Consider the following 16,054-nt stretch of genomic DNA (forward strand, 5'->3'; position numbering starts at 1 on the left):
AACGAACAATCATCCCATTAAGAAATGATAACTAATGATTCACACAACATTCCTGAAAGATCATCACTCCTTGACCATGTCGAACGCCCAACGGCTAATATTTGGTGCAATATTCCCACACCTTCGATGTTCAACAACATCAAGACCCATATCAGAATACTCTTCCATCAAGCCATCTATTTGAGATCGTTTCTTAAAAGTATAAAAATGAACATTGCCACCTTTTCTAACAAAAGGCAACAACTTCTCAAGAAAACCATCCATGCCATACGGAGTTGGGATAATCGCACGGTCAAAACGAGCCTTAAGAAAACTGCCAATATCCGAGGCATCCCCCAGAATGGGATGAATGTTCCCACCAACGTGATTCAAACGCACATTCTCAAAAAGCCACTTGCATGCATAAGGGTTCTTTTCAATTGCAACCACTTTTGCACCCTTTGCTGCAGCAGGTATAGCAAAAGGACCAATGCCACAGAACGGAACAATTACGTCTTCACCTGCCCTCACTTTCGAGGACACCCTCTGCCTTTCGAAAGCAAGCCTTCCATTAAAGAAAACTTCACGCAGGTCCATCATATACCTGAAACCAAACTCATCATGAGTGGTTATCGGGTCGTCCCCCAGCAAGACATCGAACACAGCAACCCTATGCTCACCTTCCAGTCTGGTGACCTTATTGAGCACTCCACGAATATTCCCCCTCATTGAAGCAATATGTTCTGCCACCTGTAATTTGTAAAGCTCCAGCTCAGCAGGAACAGAAACAACCGCAATATCACCTATAATATCGAATCGCCGGGGGACCTTATCAAGAAGTTCTTCAGGAATGTCAGCTATTTTTTGGATCATGCTCATTGAAGGAATATCCACCTGCAGTTTATTAAAATAACACCGTAGACCTGATGTTCATAAATTCATAGAACCCAAATCGAGAGAGTTCCCTCCCAATCCCGCTTTTCTTGACCCCACCGAACGGCAGGTCGGCTTCCGGTTTGAAAAAACCATTCACTCCAACCACCCCGGACTCCACCTGACCCGCAAGGAACGATGCATTCTCCTTATCACTGCCCCAGATACTTGCACCCAGGCCAAACTCCGTAGCGTTAGCGACCTTCAGAGCCTCTAGCTCATCCTCCACTGAAATTATCGGTGCCACCGGACCGAACGTCTCCTCCCTCATGACCTGCATATCAAGGGATACGTTCGACAGCACCACAGGAGAGAAATAATATCCATCCCCTTCGCCCCTACCGCCTTCAAGTTCCACTTTTGCCCCCATTGAGACGGCATTAGCGATCTGGCCTTCGAGTACTGAGACCTGTCCCTTACGTACAAGAGGACCGATATCAGTGCCTCTGTCCAGAGGGTCGCCTATTTTGAGCTTACGTGTGTATTCCACAAATGCAGAAGTGAACTCATCGACCACTGAACTTTCAATGATGAAACGTTTGGAAGAGATGCAGGTCTGTCCTGCATTTAGGAACCTTCCGGCAACCCCTGCCTTCGCAGCTTTATCAATGTCTGCGTCCCCAAGCACAATGAAGGGGTCGCTACCTCCAAGTTCCAGCACGCATTTCTTCATGTTGCGGCCAGCGGTCTCAGCGACCTTCTGACCGGCAGGCAATCCTCCTGTAAAGGATACAGCTGCGACCTCCGGCCTCGATATCAACGAAGAAGCAGTAGGACCATCCACAAGAAGGGTCTGGAAAACACCTTCCGGGAATCCGGCCTTCTCGAAAACAGATTCGACATTAAGAGCACACATGGGAACATAACCTGAGTGTTTTAACACCATGGTGTTCCCGCCTGCAAGAATATGTGAGGCAGCACTCAATACCTGCCAGAGTGGGAAATTCCAGGGTTTGATAGCAAGCACGACACCCATCGGATCGTATGAGATACAGGCGGAAGGGTTCTCCCTCACAATATCAGGTTCAAGGAAGGAGCATATATTAGTAGCAAAGTGGTCGAACATGCTGGCACATTTCTCAACTTCTGCAAGTGCCTGTCTGATAGGCTTCCCCATCTCCATTGTGATGGTCTCTGCCAATTCCTGTTTATCGCTTCGAAGTACCTTTGCAACATTTTCAAGATACACAGCCCTTTCAGCACCTTTGAGGGATCTCCAGTACTGGAATGCTTCGCTCGATCTTTTAAGAATAAGGTCTACCTTATCAGGAGAATGAAACTCGAATTCACCATTGACAGTCCCATTTACAGGATTTATCGATGTTATTTTTTTCATGGAAGATAGTTAATTCTGATGTGATTTAAATAAGTGGGATTGAAGCTAACATTTAAATATATGATAACTGTTTAGAGGGCGGAGGTACGTAGTTGATCAATATCCCATACAGGCCACTTTCCGCAGCAAGATAGGCATTAGCGATCTGGATGGTCGGTTTTATCTGGGAGAGCATAGTGCACATTACCCCTGCACTTTCAGCGATCCCATCAATAGAATACATCTCAAAAATGCCTGCGATAGCTTTACCGTTATTAGTTGTTCTGCCCGTTCTTACAATATATCTCACAAAGACATATCTTAAGGATACGAAGGACAAAGTCGAAGAAGCAAAATTGCTTGGCATCACATTTCTTAGTGTGAATCTGGCACTTGACGTTGCAATGTACCTGACGATATACGACAAGAGCTACCACCCATACATCCTGATATGGATACACTACGCATTGTTACTGGGAATTCCCTACTACATAGGAAAACGCATTCAGGCATCGGAAGTGGCATAAGGCGAATACATATAAATGCCTTCACTTCAAATATATTGATATGCAGCAATTACTTGATACAGCGGAAAAGATCCGCACGATGGAAATAAGGGGAGCTGGAAGGATAGCTGAAGCAGCATCTGCAGCACTTCGTGATTATGTGCTCGGCATAAAGGTGACGAACATCAAGGACTTTAATAAAAAGGTCGATGAGGCTGCCAATATACTTATCCAGACCAGACCCACAGCAGTATCCCTACCGAATGCAGTCCAACTTACAAAACGCCACACTGCAACAGAGGTCTCAGAAGCAAGGGAAGAGATCATCCGTAATGCGGACAAGTTTCTGGAACAGGCAGGCCAGGCCCTTGAGAAGATGGGAGAGATAGGTGCAAAGAGGATACGCGATGGCGATGTCATAATGACACACTGCAATTCCCATGCTGCCCTTTCGGTCATAACCACCGCTTTTGAACAGGGTAAGGATATATCCGTCATCGCCACCGAATCAAGACCAAGAAGACAGGGCCTCATTACCATAAAGGAACTTAATGACAAGGGAATCCCAACCACGCTGATCGTGGATTCTGCAGTAAGATATTGCATGAAGGATGTTGACACCGTAATAGTAGGCGCGGATGCAATAACCATCAACGGTGCACTAGTGAACAAAGTGGGCACATCCCAACTTGCGCTTGCTGCAAATGAGGCAAGGAAGAACCTCTTGTGTGTGGCAGAGACGTTCAAGTTCAGCCCGAAGACCATTCATGGAGATCTCATCGATATTGAGGAAAGGTCACCTGAGGAGGTTATCGACACCGATGTCCTTGCAGGAATGCCAAATGTGAAGGTCAAGAATCCCGCATTCGACATAACCCCTGCAGAATACATTGACATGATAATAACAGAGGTAGGTGCGTTCCCACCACAGATGGCCTACACCATCATCAAAGAACATCTCGGATGGGAATTTACAAAAATGGGCTGAAAGGGTCAAAGGTCTCAAAGGAGACCTTTTACATCATTATCAATAACACATTTTGTTCCAGACAGTTCATCAACGAAATTACATCATTCGATCAAATATCCCACCGGACTTTCAGTATAATAACTTGCCAGCTGCTCCACTGTCTGTGCAGACAATGTTTCTTCCGAACCGAACAGTATGCTTGAAAGAGATGGTTTGTTAATATAGTACACCGAAGGTTCGCCTTCGATACCACCAAGTTCAGCCGCTGCATCAATGGCATCATAGAAATTACCAAGTTCGTCCACAAGCCCGATCCTCTGTGCTTCCTTACCAATGTAGATACGACCATCTGCAATATCTTTTACTTCACCCTTTGTCATATTACGGTTTTCCGCAACACTTGTGATGAACAGGTCATAGACATCGAGCACAACATTGTCCACATATTCTTTCTCTTCTGAAGTAAGTCCCCTCCAATCGCCACCTACGTCCTTGAATGAACCCGATTTGGAGACATAGAACTCAATGCCTTCGTTATCGTAGAACTCAGACCTATTGGTATAGACACTGATCACACCGATACTGCCGGTGGTCGAGGAAGGATTTGCAACAATGAGATCGGCCGGTGCGGAGATATAATATGCAGCACTCGCTGCCACGTCACCCATGGAGATGACCACAGGGATCCCCATGTCCTGCACCCTCTTGATCTCAGTGACTATCTCTTCTGCAGCCACAGGAGAACCACCACCGCTATTCACCCTGATCACAATGGCCTTTACACTATCGTCCTCTGTCGCCTTACGCAGGCTGTTGCAAACATCTTCAGAAGTGGCATAACCGAAGCCAGAGGGGAGGTTTCCAGTCAGCATGAAACCCTGCACATATATGACTGCGACCTTATCGTCGGTAGTATAGATGTCCCCACCGAACGACATATAGATGACTGCGAAACTGCCGCCTATGATCAACATCAGCACTGAGATGACCGCTATATATTGCCATTTGCGGTCCTTTTTCACAGGAGTTGCGTACTGGGGCGGTTCTCTGGATGGCATCGGTTCATTTCCAGAGGGAACCCTTTTCTCCCCCACTTCTACAGAGGAGACATTCTTCACAGGACCAGAGGGTTCGGAAGGCTCTACGACCACATTATCCACTGAGCCCCCTTGCTCATGAACATTGTCCAGTATCTCCGTATATTCAGGCTCCGGCGAATATTCCAATGCACCAAGATCAGGAGCTCCCAATACGGATTCCTCAAGGAGCTCTTCCATAAGCTCATCTTTATCCTCATTCTCATTTTCTGGATCTGTGTTATAGCTCATCCAACACCCCTAATATATATTGTAAATTGTACCTGACCATTCAAAAAGCTTCTCTTATGGACACATATAAGCGAAATATATTTTATGATTGCACACTATGCAAAAGAAAACTAATCATCATGGAGAACAATAATGTCCAAATTCCCATCAGAGAAACCAGTTCTTGTCACATGCGGACTGCCTTATGCCAATGGAAAGGCGCATGTAGGTCATTTACGCACCTATGTTCCCGCAGATATATTCACAAGGTCCTTAAAAAAGACAGGACAGGAAGTCACGTTCGTTTGTGGTTCCGATACACACGGAACTCCCATCGTGTTCAATGCAGAGGAACTTAAAACGACCCCCAACGAGATCATAAAGGTATATCACAAGCATTTTGATGAGACCTTCAAGAAGATGGGAGTCATGTTCGATGCCTTCGGCACCACAGATGACACCACAAACCATGAACGCACGACCGAGATAGTGAGTAAGCTCATAGAGAACGGCTATGTTTACCCAAAGACCATCGAGATAGCATACTGCCCATCCTGCGACCGTTCCCTTCCGGACAGGTATGTAAAGGGAACATGCCCTCACTGCAAAAAAGAAGCAAGGGGAGACGAATGCGACCAGGGTTGTGGAAAGCATCTTGAACCGGGAGAACTTGAAGATCCTACCTGTACCACATGCAACGGACCTGCTGAATATAAACAACAAGAGCATTTCTTCTTCAAGCTTTCACAGTTCAAGGATTTCCTTTTGGAACATCTTGAAGGTCTTGGCGGAACCCTCAATGCAAGAAATTATGCCCTGGGCTGGGTAAATCAGGAACTTACAGACTGGTGCATCACAAGGAGTCTCGACTGGGGCATCAAATTCCCGGGACATGAGGACCTTGTAGTATACGTCTGGGTGGATGCACCTATCGGATACATCGCATTCACAGAAGAATGGGCAGAAGCAAATAATGAGAGCTGGGAGAAGTTCTGGAAAGATGACGGAAGAATCATCCACTTCATCGGTGGGGATATCATCTACCATCACTGCATCTTCTGGCCTGCAATGCTCAAGGGTGCCGGATACAATCAGCCGGATGCGGTCGTGGCTTCAGGAATGGTAAAGATCGAGGACAGGACATTCTCCAAGAGCCGCGGATATGTTGTCTGGGTGGACGAGGATTACCTTGACCATGGATTCCACCAGGACCTGCTACGCTACTACCTTGCAAGTTATACCTCACATACAAAGGAACTTAATTTCTCATGGAAAGTGTTCCAGGACAAGGTCAACACAGAGCTTGTGGGCGTTTTCGGGAACTTCCTGTACAGGACACTGCTTTTCACACACAAGAACTTCGGAGAGATACCCGAAGGAGAAGTAAAGCAGGACATCCTTGACGAGATCAACACTACCATTGAGAATGCAAAAGAGGCCATGGAGAACTACGAGTTCAAGAAATATGCTGACACTGTAATGGCACTTGCTTCATACGGAAACACATATTTCCAGTCAAATGAACCCTGGAAGCTCATAAAAGAGAACAAGGAAGCATGTGGAGAAGTTGTCAAGAACTGTGCCCAGATCACAAAAGCGCTCTGTCTGCTCTTTGAGCCAATACTCCCTGAAAAGATGGAAGAGGCATGGAAACAGATAGGAATGACAACAGACGTCCATGAAACAAATTATGCGGAAGCCACTGAACTCGTAAAGAGTGGAACCACACTTGAAAAACCATCCATCCTCTTTGAGAAGATAGAAGATGAGAAGACCGAAGAGATGGAAGCCATATCCGCTGCAAGGGTGAAGGAAGCGATTGCAAAGGAAAGTGGCACGGAAGAAGTAGAAGAAGTAAAGGAAATAGAGGAGATGAAAGATTTGATCACATTCGACGATTTCTCAAAAATGGACATACGTATTGGAACCATCGTATCCGCTGAAGCTATTAAAAAATCAAAGAAATTACTAAAACTTCAGGTGGACCTTGGAGAAGAGGAAACACGCCAGATAGTTGCAGGCTTAAAAGAATCCCATGAGCCAGAACAGCTCATAGGAAAGCAGGTCGCTGTCCTCACAAACCTTGCACCTGCAAAACTTTGCGGTGTCGAGTCCAATGGAATGGTACTTGCCGGAGTGGATGCTGCGGATAACGCGATCCTCTTGCAGCCGGAGAAGGAAACTAACCCAGGCACCTGCATACACTGAAAAAATGAGGGGGACTTCCCCCTTAACGAATAATAATTAATTAGTCCATCAGCATCTCAAGATAAGATGTCCTGATGGAATCTTCTTTTTTTGACCCTATCATCTCAAGGAAGGCGAAGAGCTTTTCCTTATGAGATTCAATGTCCGAATCCGCAACAAGTTCAACTTCCACGAACTCGCCAAGACCTTCGACCTTATCAAAACAGATGGTTATGTCGTCGTATCTGTAGATATCACGCGTCTTCTTCACGACACCGGATTCAAAAAAACCAAGTGCATTGAGGATGCCCTGAGCAGCCACTCCATCCACAGGAGTCTCAAATTCCTCCCGCGTCTTGGAAATCTCATCCAGTTTCTTACCCTTATAGGTCATGCGTGTGCCACCATCGACACTACGCAACCTCAATGCTTCGTCCGTTCTGGCAAAATCACGATGAGGTGAATTGTAGTACACATCAACGTGATCTTCCGTACGAACTTGTTGCGCACCGAGCTTTACTACCCTATCCTTTACAGGAGCATGTTCAGCACGCACTTTTATTTCAATTTCGATCATTGTCCGGGACGTACTTCGTTCCGTAATAGATCATACCCTTGTCACCGCTCTCACCGAGCTTTCTGAACACAGGCTTGACCCTAAGACCAATGGAAACTTCCTTTGGATCACAAACTACCTGACTTGTGAACCTTGGACCTTCATCCAGTTCGATGATTGCAAGCGCATACGGTGCCTGCTGTTCAAATCCTTCTGCTGCGGTGTGAATTATAGTGTAGGTAACTACCTTGCCCGGACCAGAGAACTTGTAGGACTCTATATCGCCATCACGCCTGCATTTAGGACAAACGTTGCGTGGCGGATAGTAGTGTGTATCACAGGTCTTGCAGTGTGTTCCCACAATATTGTACCTGTTGATCTGCTTTCTCCAGAATCTTGCTACAGACATTCTTGATCACCTCTTCCTCGATAAGATGTTTACAACTGCGGTCGCGCCGGATCCTCCGACATTATGGGTCATTCCGACCTCTGCGCCATCGACCTGACGAGGACCTGAATCCCCACGAAGTTGCTGTGTGACCTCTACGAGCTGTTTGATACCAGTAGCACCAACCGGATGACCACATGCTTTCAGGCCACCGGAAGTGTTCACAGGGATCTTTCCGCCAATAGCAGTCTCACCATCTTCGGTCATCTTTCCGCCCAGACCTTTCTTTACAAAGCCAAGGTCTTCGATTGCACATATCTCTGCAATTGTGAAACAGTCGTGAACCTCCACAAGATCGATGTCCGCAGGGGTCATCTTTGCCATCTCATAAGCACGCTTTCCTGCTGCCACGGATGCATCCAGTGTTGTGATGTCACGACGGTCATGCAAAGCAATTGTGTCGCTTGCCTGTGCTGTCGCCTTCACATAGATAGGAGTGTCAGTGTACTCGTGTGCGATATCCGCAGGAGCAAGTACCAATGCTGATGCACCGTCTGTGATAGGCGAACAATCGAATATGTGCAATGGGTCAGCCACCATGATGGAATTTAGGACATTATCTATGGTTATAGGGCTCTTGTACTGTGCGATGGGGTTCATTGATCCGTTCTTGTGGTTCTTCACAGCAACTGCCGCAAGCTGTTCGCTTGTGGTCCCATACTGATGCATGTGCATTTTTGCTATCATTGCATAAAGACCCGGGAATGTCGCACCCATGATGCCTTCCCATTCACGGTCTGCTGCTGCTGCCAGTGCTGCTGAAGCTGCCGTTGATGAAACATCGGTCATCTTCTCTACACCCGCTGCCATCACAAGGTCCTCGTGACCGGAAGCTACTGCCATTACAGCCTGCCTGAACGCAAGACCGCCTGAAGCACATGCTGCCTCCACACGAGTGGATGGAATATGAAGGTCTAAGGAAAGACCGGAATAATCAGCTATGAGGGCACCGATGTGCTCCTGTTCTACAAACTGCCCTCCGCTCATGTTACCAACGTACATGCCGTCCAGTTTTTCACCGGATATACCGGAATCCTCAATAGCTCCGACACCTGCTTCGACAACGATGTCCCTGAAGGACCGATCCCACATCTCACCGAAATTTGTGTTCTTAACACCAATAATTGCTACGTCTCTCATATCAACACCCTCATGCAAGCCTTATCTTACCTTTGTGTTTGGCATACATTGCATAATCCATGTATACAGGATCTTTCAACAGATCTTGAACCTTTGGCGCAGCATCACGGACCTCATCTATCTTGTCGGTCACTCTGAAACTGAACGCATCTCCGCCTGCACCGGAACCGAATGCCGTTGCAAATATCCTGTCACCTGGTTTTGCCTGGTCGAGTGTTGCGGCAATACCCATCATACATGAACCGGAATATGTGTTCCCAAGCCATGGAACTACCAGACCGGGCTTGATCTGTTCTTTAGTGAATCCCAGCATCTTTGCCACCCTTGAAGGGAACTTCCCGTTTGGCTGGTGGAAAACAGCATAGTCATAATCAGAAGGTTCTGTGCCCATCTTTTCCATGAGACCCTTTGCAGCTCCGGTCACATGTTTGAAATAACCTGGCTCACCTGTGAACCTGCCGCCGTGTTCCGGATATGGCATACCTTCACGTCTCCAGAAATCAGGAGTGTCGGTGGTAAATGAGAATGTGTCTTCTATAACTGCTATCATCTCAGATTCCTTGTTACCGATAATATAGGACACACCGCCTGCTGCTGCAGTATATTCCAGTGCATCTCCGGGAGCGCCCTGGGATACATCGGCACCTATGGCCATTCCAAGGTCTACCATTCCGCTGCCGACCAGGCCCATGCATGCCTGCATGGCAGCAGTACCTGCCTTACATGCGAACTCGAAATCCGCAGCTGTCAGTGCAGGAGTTGCTTCAATAGCTTCAGCAACGATCGTACTGGTAGGTTTTACAGCATAAGGGTGACTTTCAGAACCCGTATAAACGGCCCCTATACGCTTAGCATCTATATTGTGGCGTGAAACCGCAGACCTTGCAGCTTCCACCGCAATGGTCGCAGTATCCTCATCAAGGTCAGGAACTGATTTTTCATATACCATCAGACCTGCACTGAGAATATCCGCATCATCTCCCCATACGCGGGCAATATCTTCTACTTTTATCCTGAATTTGGGGATATAAGCACCGTAAGAAACAATTCCTACACTCATAAATCATTCACCTGTTTATATGTTCAAGTTTTTCAAAATCGATCTCAAGGAGATCATTATTCTATCACGTGATACTGGCTGTACTTTTTCAGCACTTCGACCAGTTCATCAATATCCATCGTTGTTGCAAGAAGTGGTATCCTGTCGATCTCTGCCATCTTCTTTGCCATCGGATCGACCTGATTGCCACGGATCCCATGGATGACAACCGCTCCGGGTTTCAGATTGGTCACGCGAATGGCCACCAGTGGTGATTTTCCTGTGGAGACCTTGGTGAATATCAATGCACGTTCGGTACTCCACCCATAGAGCTTCTGGAACTCATGGGAAGAAAGCTCAAGGATGGCCTTCTTACTATCCACAACCGTAAAACCGTAAAGGGGTTTTTCCACACCCTTGTTCACAACATCCGCTTCGATCAGGGTCGCAAGTTTGGCGAGCTGTATAGGATATGTATATTCATAGGTCGCATACACCGCCTTAGCTCCCGGATCGGCATAAAGCATGCCTTCGTAGCTGTGTATTTTCTGTCCGCCCTTTGAAGTATCGATCTCCAAAAGAGCATCTACTATCTTGCTGACAATGAGAGTTCCTGGAGACTTTCGCCGTCCACTTTCATAATCACTGATGACAGAAGGAGATACTTTAAGATAGCCTGAGAGATCAGTCTGGGCAATGTCGAAGTTAAGTCTCCATTTTTTCAGCGCCTCCCCGGGTTTCTCGGATAAGGTGATCTCGCCTGCCATTTTTTCAGCTAGACGCTGACGAATATTTTCATTGGCCATATCTTTGGTCATGCTTCAATAAACTGTATGAGTGTCACACATATATATGTACCGAACGTTCTATCGACAATTGACGAATAAAACCAATTATATGGTTCAACTATTTATAAAATGCCGATAATCTGTTATAAACCATGTCCCTGGCAGATCTGAAATTGCATGCTAATGTATCGGAACTTCTTCTGTACTTAAAATGCCCCAGACAAGTATATTATACATACCGAGAGCAAGAGCTTCTGCCAACTATCAGTTCAGGATATATTGAACATATGATGATAAAGGAACTAGCCATGGGTTATGCAGACATTATCAAAAAAGCAAAGCCCACAAAAGAAAGCATTCTGGAAGAACTTAGTGCGGAATTCGAACGTGTGAAGAGCGAACTTGACCTCATATACACAACTGAGCTAAAAAATATCCCTTTTAATGTAATAGAGACTGCCGAAAAGAACGTCTTTGAACTGCTTGATAATATTGCAACGAACCTTTCCCATGCGGTCTTCAAGAGCAGCGAAGCTGAGGTCATACAAAGTATAATGCCCCATAGAACAGAACCTGTACTTCATTCTGACAGACTGAAACTGACAGGCATCCCTTCTGCCATAGTACAATATGGAGAAAGGATGGTACCCCTTTCCATAAGGACCGGAAGGTGCCCGGAAAACGGAGTATGGGGGAACGACAGGATACATATTGCAGCTCTTTCGATGCTGGTAGAGGAGAACAGCGGGGAAACTGTTGAGCTCGGTTTTGTGGAATATGCAAAGGAAGGGAAGATACGAAAAGTGAAGGTCAGACCTGAGGACAGAAGACAGGTGCTCAAGATACGCGACCGCGTCGACAGAATAAAGGACGGAAACCTGCCTGAACGCAAAGAAGGGAAGCTGTGCGAACATTGTAATTTCACACAGTTCTGCACAAACAAGTCTACTCTTGCCTCTAAATTCTTCTAAGATATCCGAGCACCCAACACCTATTTATGTATTCTTCCAGTGTCCATCTACAATGTCAAAACCTGTATATCTGGGAAAACTGCTTCTGCACTGGTGTAAAGACTGTAATGTACCCGTACTCGGGAAAAAATGCAGCTGCGGCAAGAAAACTACGAAAGTAGGCGTCACACCGCCTGGTGACATAAGGCCAGCTTTCCAGTATGATATAGACAACATAAATGCGGCCTCAATGGAACAGTTCAATGCACTCCTGATACCTGAGGGGCACTTAGCAGTTCTCAATAAAGCACCCTACGATGACAGGATGGAAGAAGTGATCGTTGATGGCGAGGTCCTTGCAAGTTTCCGTTTTGAGATGGACAGTCTGAAGTGGGTGCTCCTGCCAAGACTGGCCGGTGCAAGACGCCTTTTTGAAGGCAAGGATCTGAAAGAGATGAGGGGTTGGGTAGTGCTTGATGGCGGTGCGGTCAGTTTTATCTTAAAAGGGGCAAGCGTACTGGCCCCGGGGGTAGTAGATGCCGACCCACAGATACAGGTCTCGGACGAGACTGTTGTACTTACACCTGAAGGCGACATCGTTGCAGTCGGAAGAGCACGCATGAGCGGTGCGGACATGATCGAGCACAAAAAAGGTGTTGGTGTCAAGAACAGATGGAAAGGCAAACCTGAAAAGATAGATGTGCCTGAAGGTGGACAGACCTGGGATGATGCTGTCAAAGCCAATTCCGAGATACTTACGCTATTCGAAGATAAAGCACATCAGTTCATCAGACATACTAATGAAACCGTGAACCGACCGGTGAGCGTGTCCTATTCTGGAGGAAAGGACAGCCTTGCAGTATTACAGCTTGTAAGTGAGTGCCTTGATGATTATGAACTCCTTTTCGCGGACACAGGACTTGAATTCCCTGAGACCATAGAGAATGTGAAGGACATAGTGGAACATTATCAGCGCCCTCTTCGGACAAAGGATGCAGGAGAAGCTTTCTGGGAATCTGTCGGGAACTTCGGACCTCCGTCAGTGGAAGCACGCTGGTGTTGCAAGGTCTGTAAACTTGGACCTATCTCACAGATCATCAATGACAATTATGAAGATGGATGCCTCACTTTTATCGGCCAAAGAAAGTACGAGTCCGCTGCAAGGGCGAACAGTGAACGTGTCTGGAAGAACCCCTGGGTAGGCAACCAGATCGGAGCGTCCCCCATACAGGACTGGACAGCAATGCACGTCTGGCTCTATATCTTCAAGACCGGTGTACCCTATAATGTAATGTACGAGAGAGGATTCGACCGCATAGGATGCTGGTTATGCCCATCGTCCTCATTGTCGGACCTGTTCAGGCTGAAAGAAACCCATCCGGAACTGGAACAACGGCTTAATGACCATCTGCTTGAATATGCGGAGAAGATGGGACTCTCGAAAGAATGGGTAGAGCACGGACTATGGAGATGGCAGACCCTGCCACCAGCTATTGCAAAAGTAGCAGAGGAAAAGGGGATCAATATCATACCAAAGAGTGATGAAAAGGGTGAGCTGAAATTCAGTGTAACCTCAGGATACAGACCATGCCGCGAAGGCGGGATGTCAGCTGAAGGCAGTTTCGGCATTGCACTGGACATGGAACTTCTGGAAACCACCGGAATGCTCCGTGCAGCAGGTAAAGTTGCCTATATCGAGGGTGTTGCTTCTGTGCATCACGAAGATGACCGTGCACAGATATTCGCATCAGGCACAGTAACTGCAAGAGGCAATGACGAAACAGATGCAAGAGAGTTCATGAACCATATCGAAAGGGCCGTAAGACGGTCTTTGAAATGTATGGGTTGTGGTGTCTGTGTAGGAAAGTGCCCTAAAGGCTGTATCACTATAGAAGACGGTAAGGCGATCATAAGCAGCAAATGCACTCATTGTGGCGCTTGCGTTGCAATTTGCCCCGTGGTGAAATTTGGATGATCTTGGAATTGACGGCCGTAATGGCCAACCAGAACATTTATACAACATATATAACAATCTAACTTGGTGATTTTTTGGTAAAAAGGGCACTGCTAAGCGTCTCTGACAAAACTGGAATCGTGGATTTCGCACGGGGACTAGAGCAACTGAACATAGAGATTATATCGACTGGCGGAACTGCGAAGATGCTTCGCGATGCGGGTATTGAGACGATCGACGTCTCAGAAGTTACCGGTTTTCCTGAAATGATGGGAGGACGTGTAAAGACACTCCACCCAAGGATACACGGCGGATTGCTGTGTATGAGAGGAAATCTTGAACACATGGGAGAAGCTGAGAAGGAATCCATCGAACTTATCGACATGGTAGCTGTCAATCTTTACCCCTTCGAGATAACAGTCTCGAAAGAGGGCGTGAACCTTGATGAAGCTATAGAGAACATCGATATTGGAGGACCTACCTTACTCCGCTCTGCCGCTAAGAACTACAAATCTGTAACAGTAATATCAGACCCTGAAGACTATGGAGAGGTACTCAAGGAATTGAGATCTGCAGGTGTGGTCTCTGACACCACTCGCGAAAAACTTGCGGTCAAGGTATTCAGGCACACTGCAAATTATGACAGCAATATTGATACGTACCTGAGCAAGACCCTCCTCGATGAAGATGTCCTGCGCATGAACTTCACTGAGGGTACAAAGCTCAGATATGGAGAGAACTGGCATCAGGAAGCTACATTCTACAAGGATGAGACAATCGTTGGCCCTGCACTCTCGAATGCAAAGCAATTGCATGGAAAGGAACTTTCATACAACAACTATGTGGATGCGGACAATGCCCTCCAGACCATCAAAGAGGTAGGCAACAACAATCCCGCAGTCGCCATTGTCAAACACAATAACCCATGCGGACTGGCAACCGGTAACACCCTTTGCGAGGCTTTGGAGCATGCATGGGACGGCGACCCCATATCCGCATTTGGCAGTATAATCTGCACCAATACCGTTTTCGACCTTGAAGCCGCAGAGTTCCTTAAGGGTAAGTTCGTGGAGATCATACTCGCACCCGGATTCGAGCATGATGCCCTTGAATATCTGAAAGATAAGAGCTCAAATCTGCGCCTTCTTGAGTTACCACAGTTCAACGAAGCATTTGACACCGAGACCACATACAAATATGTGATCGGCGGAATGCTTAAACAGACAAGGAACATAGGGCTTTACGAGAAATGGGACTGTGTTACTGAAACTGCATACCCTGAAGAGAAACGCGGACTGTCCGAATTCTGTATCTGCGCCTGCAAGAGCACAAAATCCAATTCCGTGACCCTTGCATACGAATACAAGGACGGATGCTACGTTATGATAGCAATGGGAGCAGGACAGCCAAACCGTGTTGATTCCATACGCAAACTTGCAGCAACAAAAGCAAAAGAGAACCTTGAGATCATCTATGAAAGGGAAAAGCCGGACATGAGCTTTGAAGAATACTGGCAATCCATACTTTCAGAGTCGGTCATGGCATCTGATGCGTTCTTCCCATTCGATGACAGTATAATCTATTCTGATGAAAGCAAGATAAGATACATAATTTCACCAGGCGGTTCCATAAGGGACGATGAGGTCATTGCTACTGCAAATCGTCTGAACATCTCAATGGTGTTCACTGGAATGAGACACTTCCTGCACTGATCATATCTTGGATGTGTGTTTTTGCACACATTCCCTTCTTTTTTAGGACAGATCTTTCTTTTAGAGCTATCGCCACATATTTACAGTAGAAGTAAGATAATTTTCAATTGTATATGTGGTGAAACGGGGAGTACGAACCATTAGTACGAACTTATCGAGTGGATACTATCAAAACTTAAAGAAAAAGGGTAGTAGTGTTTTAAAAAATCCAAGTATTAGATACTAAATATTTAAAAGGTGTCCATTAATTATATATGCAATCGGTACACC

15 protein-coding genes are annotated in these 16,054 nt (G+C 46.5%); 6 read left to right on the plus strand and 9 right to left on the minus strand.

Annotated elements, in window-relative coordinates; all coding sequences use genetic code 11:
• Nucleotides 1-63: 63 nt before the first annotated feature.
• Genes AC20MK_RS11085 through AC20MK_RS11095 form a run of 3 tightly spaced genes read right to left on the minus strand, consistent with a single transcriptional unit; the run spans nucleotide 64 to nucleotide 2,423 of the window.
• A complete protein-coding gene (locus tag AC20MK_RS11085) occupies nucleotides 64-858 on the minus strand; it encodes a class I SAM-dependent methyltransferase (RefSeq protein ID WP_487355863.1) in 795 nt (264 codons plus the stop codon).
• Nucleotides 859-883: 25 nt separating this feature from the next.
• A complete protein-coding gene (locus AC20MK_RS11090) occupies nucleotides 884-2,248 on the minus strand; it encodes an NAD-dependent succinate-semialdehyde dehydrogenase (protein WP_487355864.1) in 1,365 nt (454 codons plus the stop codon).
• A gap of 52 nt (nucleotides 2,249-2,300) precedes the next feature.
• Nucleotides 2,301-2,423, minus strand: a complete 123-nt coding sequence (locus AC20MK_RS11095; RefSeq protein WP_487355865.1) for a hypothetical protein — start codon at nucleotides 2,421-2,423, stop codon at nucleotides 2,301-2,303.
• A gap of 1 nt (nucleotide 2,424) precedes the next feature.
• Between AC20MK_RS11095 and AC20MK_RS11100 the strand changes: the two genes are divergently transcribed.
• Both AC20MK_RS11100 and AC20MK_RS11105 read left to right on the plus strand, forming a co-directional pair.
• Complete coding sequence (locus tag AC20MK_RS11100) at nucleotides 2,425-2,754, plus strand: hypothetical protein (RefSeq protein ID WP_487355866.1); 330 nt, start codon at nucleotides 2,425-2,427, stop codon at nucleotides 2,752-2,754.
• 40 nt (nucleotides 2,755-2,794) lie between these two features.
• On the plus strand, nucleotides 2,795-3,721 hold the full coding sequence (locus AC20MK_RS11105) for a ribose 1,5-bisphosphate isomerase (RefSeq protein WP_487355867.1): 927 nt from the start codon (nucleotides 2,795-2,797) through the stop codon (nucleotides 3,719-3,721).
• Between the two features lie 83 nt (nucleotides 3,722-3,804).
• Here the strand turns inward: AC20MK_RS11105 and sppA are convergent, their stop codons facing one another.
• Nucleotides 3,805-5,031, minus strand: a complete 1,227-nt coding sequence (sppA, locus tag AC20MK_RS11110; protein WP_487355868.1) for a signal peptide peptidase SppA — start codon at nucleotides 5,029-5,031, stop codon at nucleotides 3,805-3,807.
• A 132-nt stretch (nucleotides 5,032-5,163) separates the two neighbouring features.
• On the opposite strand from sppA, the gene metG reads away from it, so the two are divergent.
• Nucleotides 5,164-7,218 carry a methionine--tRNA ligase gene (metG, locus tag AC20MK_RS11115; RefSeq protein WP_487355869.1) on the plus strand — a complete coding sequence of 685 codons (2,055 nt, stop codon included), beginning with the start codon at nucleotides 5,164-5,166 and terminating at the stop codon, nucleotides 7,216-7,218.
• 40 nt (nucleotides 7,219-7,258) lie between these two features.
• Here metG and cyaB read toward each other — a convergent pair whose 3' ends face one another.
• The 5 genes from cyaB to AC20MK_RS11140 are packed head-to-tail and all read right to left on the minus strand — an operon-like array spanning nucleotide 7,259 to nucleotide 11,198.
• Nucleotides 7,259-7,774 carry a class IV adenylate cyclase gene (gene cyaB, locus AC20MK_RS11120; protein ID WP_487355870.1) on the minus strand — a complete coding sequence of 172 codons (516 nt, stop codon included), beginning with the start codon at nucleotides 7,772-7,774 and terminating at the stop codon, nucleotides 7,259-7,261.
• Nucleotides 7,761-8,162 (minus strand): Zn-ribbon domain-containing OB-fold protein, encoded by a 402-nt coding sequence (locus AC20MK_RS11125; RefSeq protein ID WP_487355871.1) that lies wholly within the window; start codon nucleotides 8,160-8,162, stop codon nucleotides 7,761-7,763. Before AC20MK_RS11125 ends, cyaB begins: the two co-directional genes overlap by 14 nt.
• A 6-nt stretch (nucleotides 8,163-8,168) precedes the next feature.
• Entirely contained in the window at nucleotides 8,169-9,341 is a 1,173-nt protein-coding gene (locus AC20MK_RS11130; protein ID WP_487355872.1) for an acetyl-CoA acetyltransferase, read from the minus strand.
• Between the two features lie 10 nt (nucleotides 9,342-9,351).
• Nucleotides 9,352-10,401 carry a hydroxymethylglutaryl-CoA synthase gene (locus AC20MK_RS11135; RefSeq protein ID WP_487355873.1) on the minus strand — a complete coding sequence of 350 codons (1,050 nt, stop codon included), beginning with the start codon at nucleotides 10,399-10,401 and terminating at the stop codon, nucleotides 9,352-9,354.
• A gap of 56 nt (nucleotides 10,402-10,457) precedes the next feature.
• On the minus strand, nucleotides 10,458-11,198 hold the full coding sequence (locus tag AC20MK_RS11140) for a helix-turn-helix domain-containing protein (RefSeq protein ID WP_487355874.1): 741 nt from the start codon (nucleotides 11,196-11,198) through the stop codon (nucleotides 10,458-10,460).
• 122 nt (nucleotides 11,199-11,320) lie between these two features.
• Here AC20MK_RS11140 and AC20MK_RS11145 point away from each other — a divergent pair, with 122 nt between their 5' ends.
• From AC20MK_RS11145 to purH, 3 genes are all read left to right on the plus strand, one after another.
• Nucleotides 11,321-12,139 (plus strand): CRISPR-associated protein Cas4, encoded by an 819-nt coding sequence (locus tag AC20MK_RS11145; RefSeq protein ID WP_487355875.1) that lies wholly within the window; start codon nucleotides 11,321-11,323, stop codon nucleotides 12,137-12,139.
• A 52-nt stretch (nucleotides 12,140-12,191) separates the two neighbouring features.
• Nucleotides 12,192-14,093 (plus strand): phosphoadenosine phosphosulfate reductase domain-containing protein, encoded by a 1,902-nt coding sequence (locus AC20MK_RS11150; RefSeq protein ID WP_487355876.1) that lies wholly within the window; start codon nucleotides 12,192-12,194, stop codon nucleotides 14,091-14,093.
• Nucleotides 14,094-14,167: 74 nt separating this feature from the next.
• Nucleotides 14,168-15,784, plus strand: a complete 1,617-nt coding sequence (gene purH, locus AC20MK_RS11155; protein WP_487355877.1) for a bifunctional phosphoribosylaminoimidazolecarboxamide formyltransferase/IMP cyclohydrolase — start codon at nucleotides 14,168-14,170, stop codon at nucleotides 15,782-15,784.
• Nucleotides 15,785-16,054: the final 270 nt, after the last annotated feature.

This window comes from Methanococcoides sp. DA23, assembly GCF_057593895.1.

Bases quoted from the DNA above. Each gene is read 5' to 3' on its own strand.
- AC20MK_RS11085 (WP_487355863.1), bottom strand. From the start codon at position 858: ATGAGCATGATCCAAAAAATAGCTGACATTCCTGAAGAACTTCTTGAT.
- AC20MK_RS11090 (WP_487355864.1), bottom strand. From the start codon at position 2,248: ATGAAAAAAATAACATCGATAAATCCTGTAAATGGGACTGTCAATGGT.
- AC20MK_RS11095 (WP_487355865.1), bottom strand. From the start codon at position 2,423: ATGCTCTCCCAGATAAAACCGACCATCCAGATCGCTAATGCCTATCTT.
- AC20MK_RS11105 (WP_487355867.1), top strand. From the start codon at position 2,795: ATGCAGCAATTACTTGATACAGCGGAAAAGATCCGCACGATGGAAATA.
- sppA (WP_487355868.1), bottom strand. From the start codon at position 5,031: ATGAGCTATAACACAGATCCAGAAAATGAGAATGAGGATAAAGATGAG.
- metG (WP_487355869.1), top strand. From the start codon at position 5,164: ATGTCCAAATTCCCATCAGAGAAACCAGTTCTTGTCACATGCGGACTG.
- cyaB (WP_487355870.1), bottom strand. From the start codon at position 7,774: ATGATCGAAATTGAAATAAAAGTGCGTGCTGAACATGCTCCTGTAAAG.
- AC20MK_RS11125 (WP_487355871.1), bottom strand. From the start codon at position 8,162: ATGTCTGTAGCAAGATTCTGGAGAAAGCAGATCAACAGGTACAATATT.
- AC20MK_RS11130 (WP_487355872.1), bottom strand. From the start codon at position 9,341: ATGAGAGACGTAGCAATTATTGGTGTTAAGAACACAAATTTCGGTGAG.
- AC20MK_RS11135 (WP_487355873.1), bottom strand. From the start codon at position 10,401: ATGAGTGTAGGAATTGTTTCTTACGGTGCTTATATCCCCAAATTCAGG.
- AC20MK_RS11140 (WP_487355874.1), bottom strand. From the start codon at position 11,198: ATGACCAAAGATATGGCCAATGAAAATATTCGTCAGCGTCTAGCTGAA.
- AC20MK_RS11145 (WP_487355875.1), top strand. From the start codon at position 11,321: ATGTCCCTGGCAGATCTGAAATTGCATGCTAATGTATCGGAACTTCTT.
- AC20MK_RS11150 (WP_487355876.1), top strand. From the start codon at position 12,192: ATGTCAAAACCTGTATATCTGGGAAAACTGCTTCTGCACTGGTGTAAA.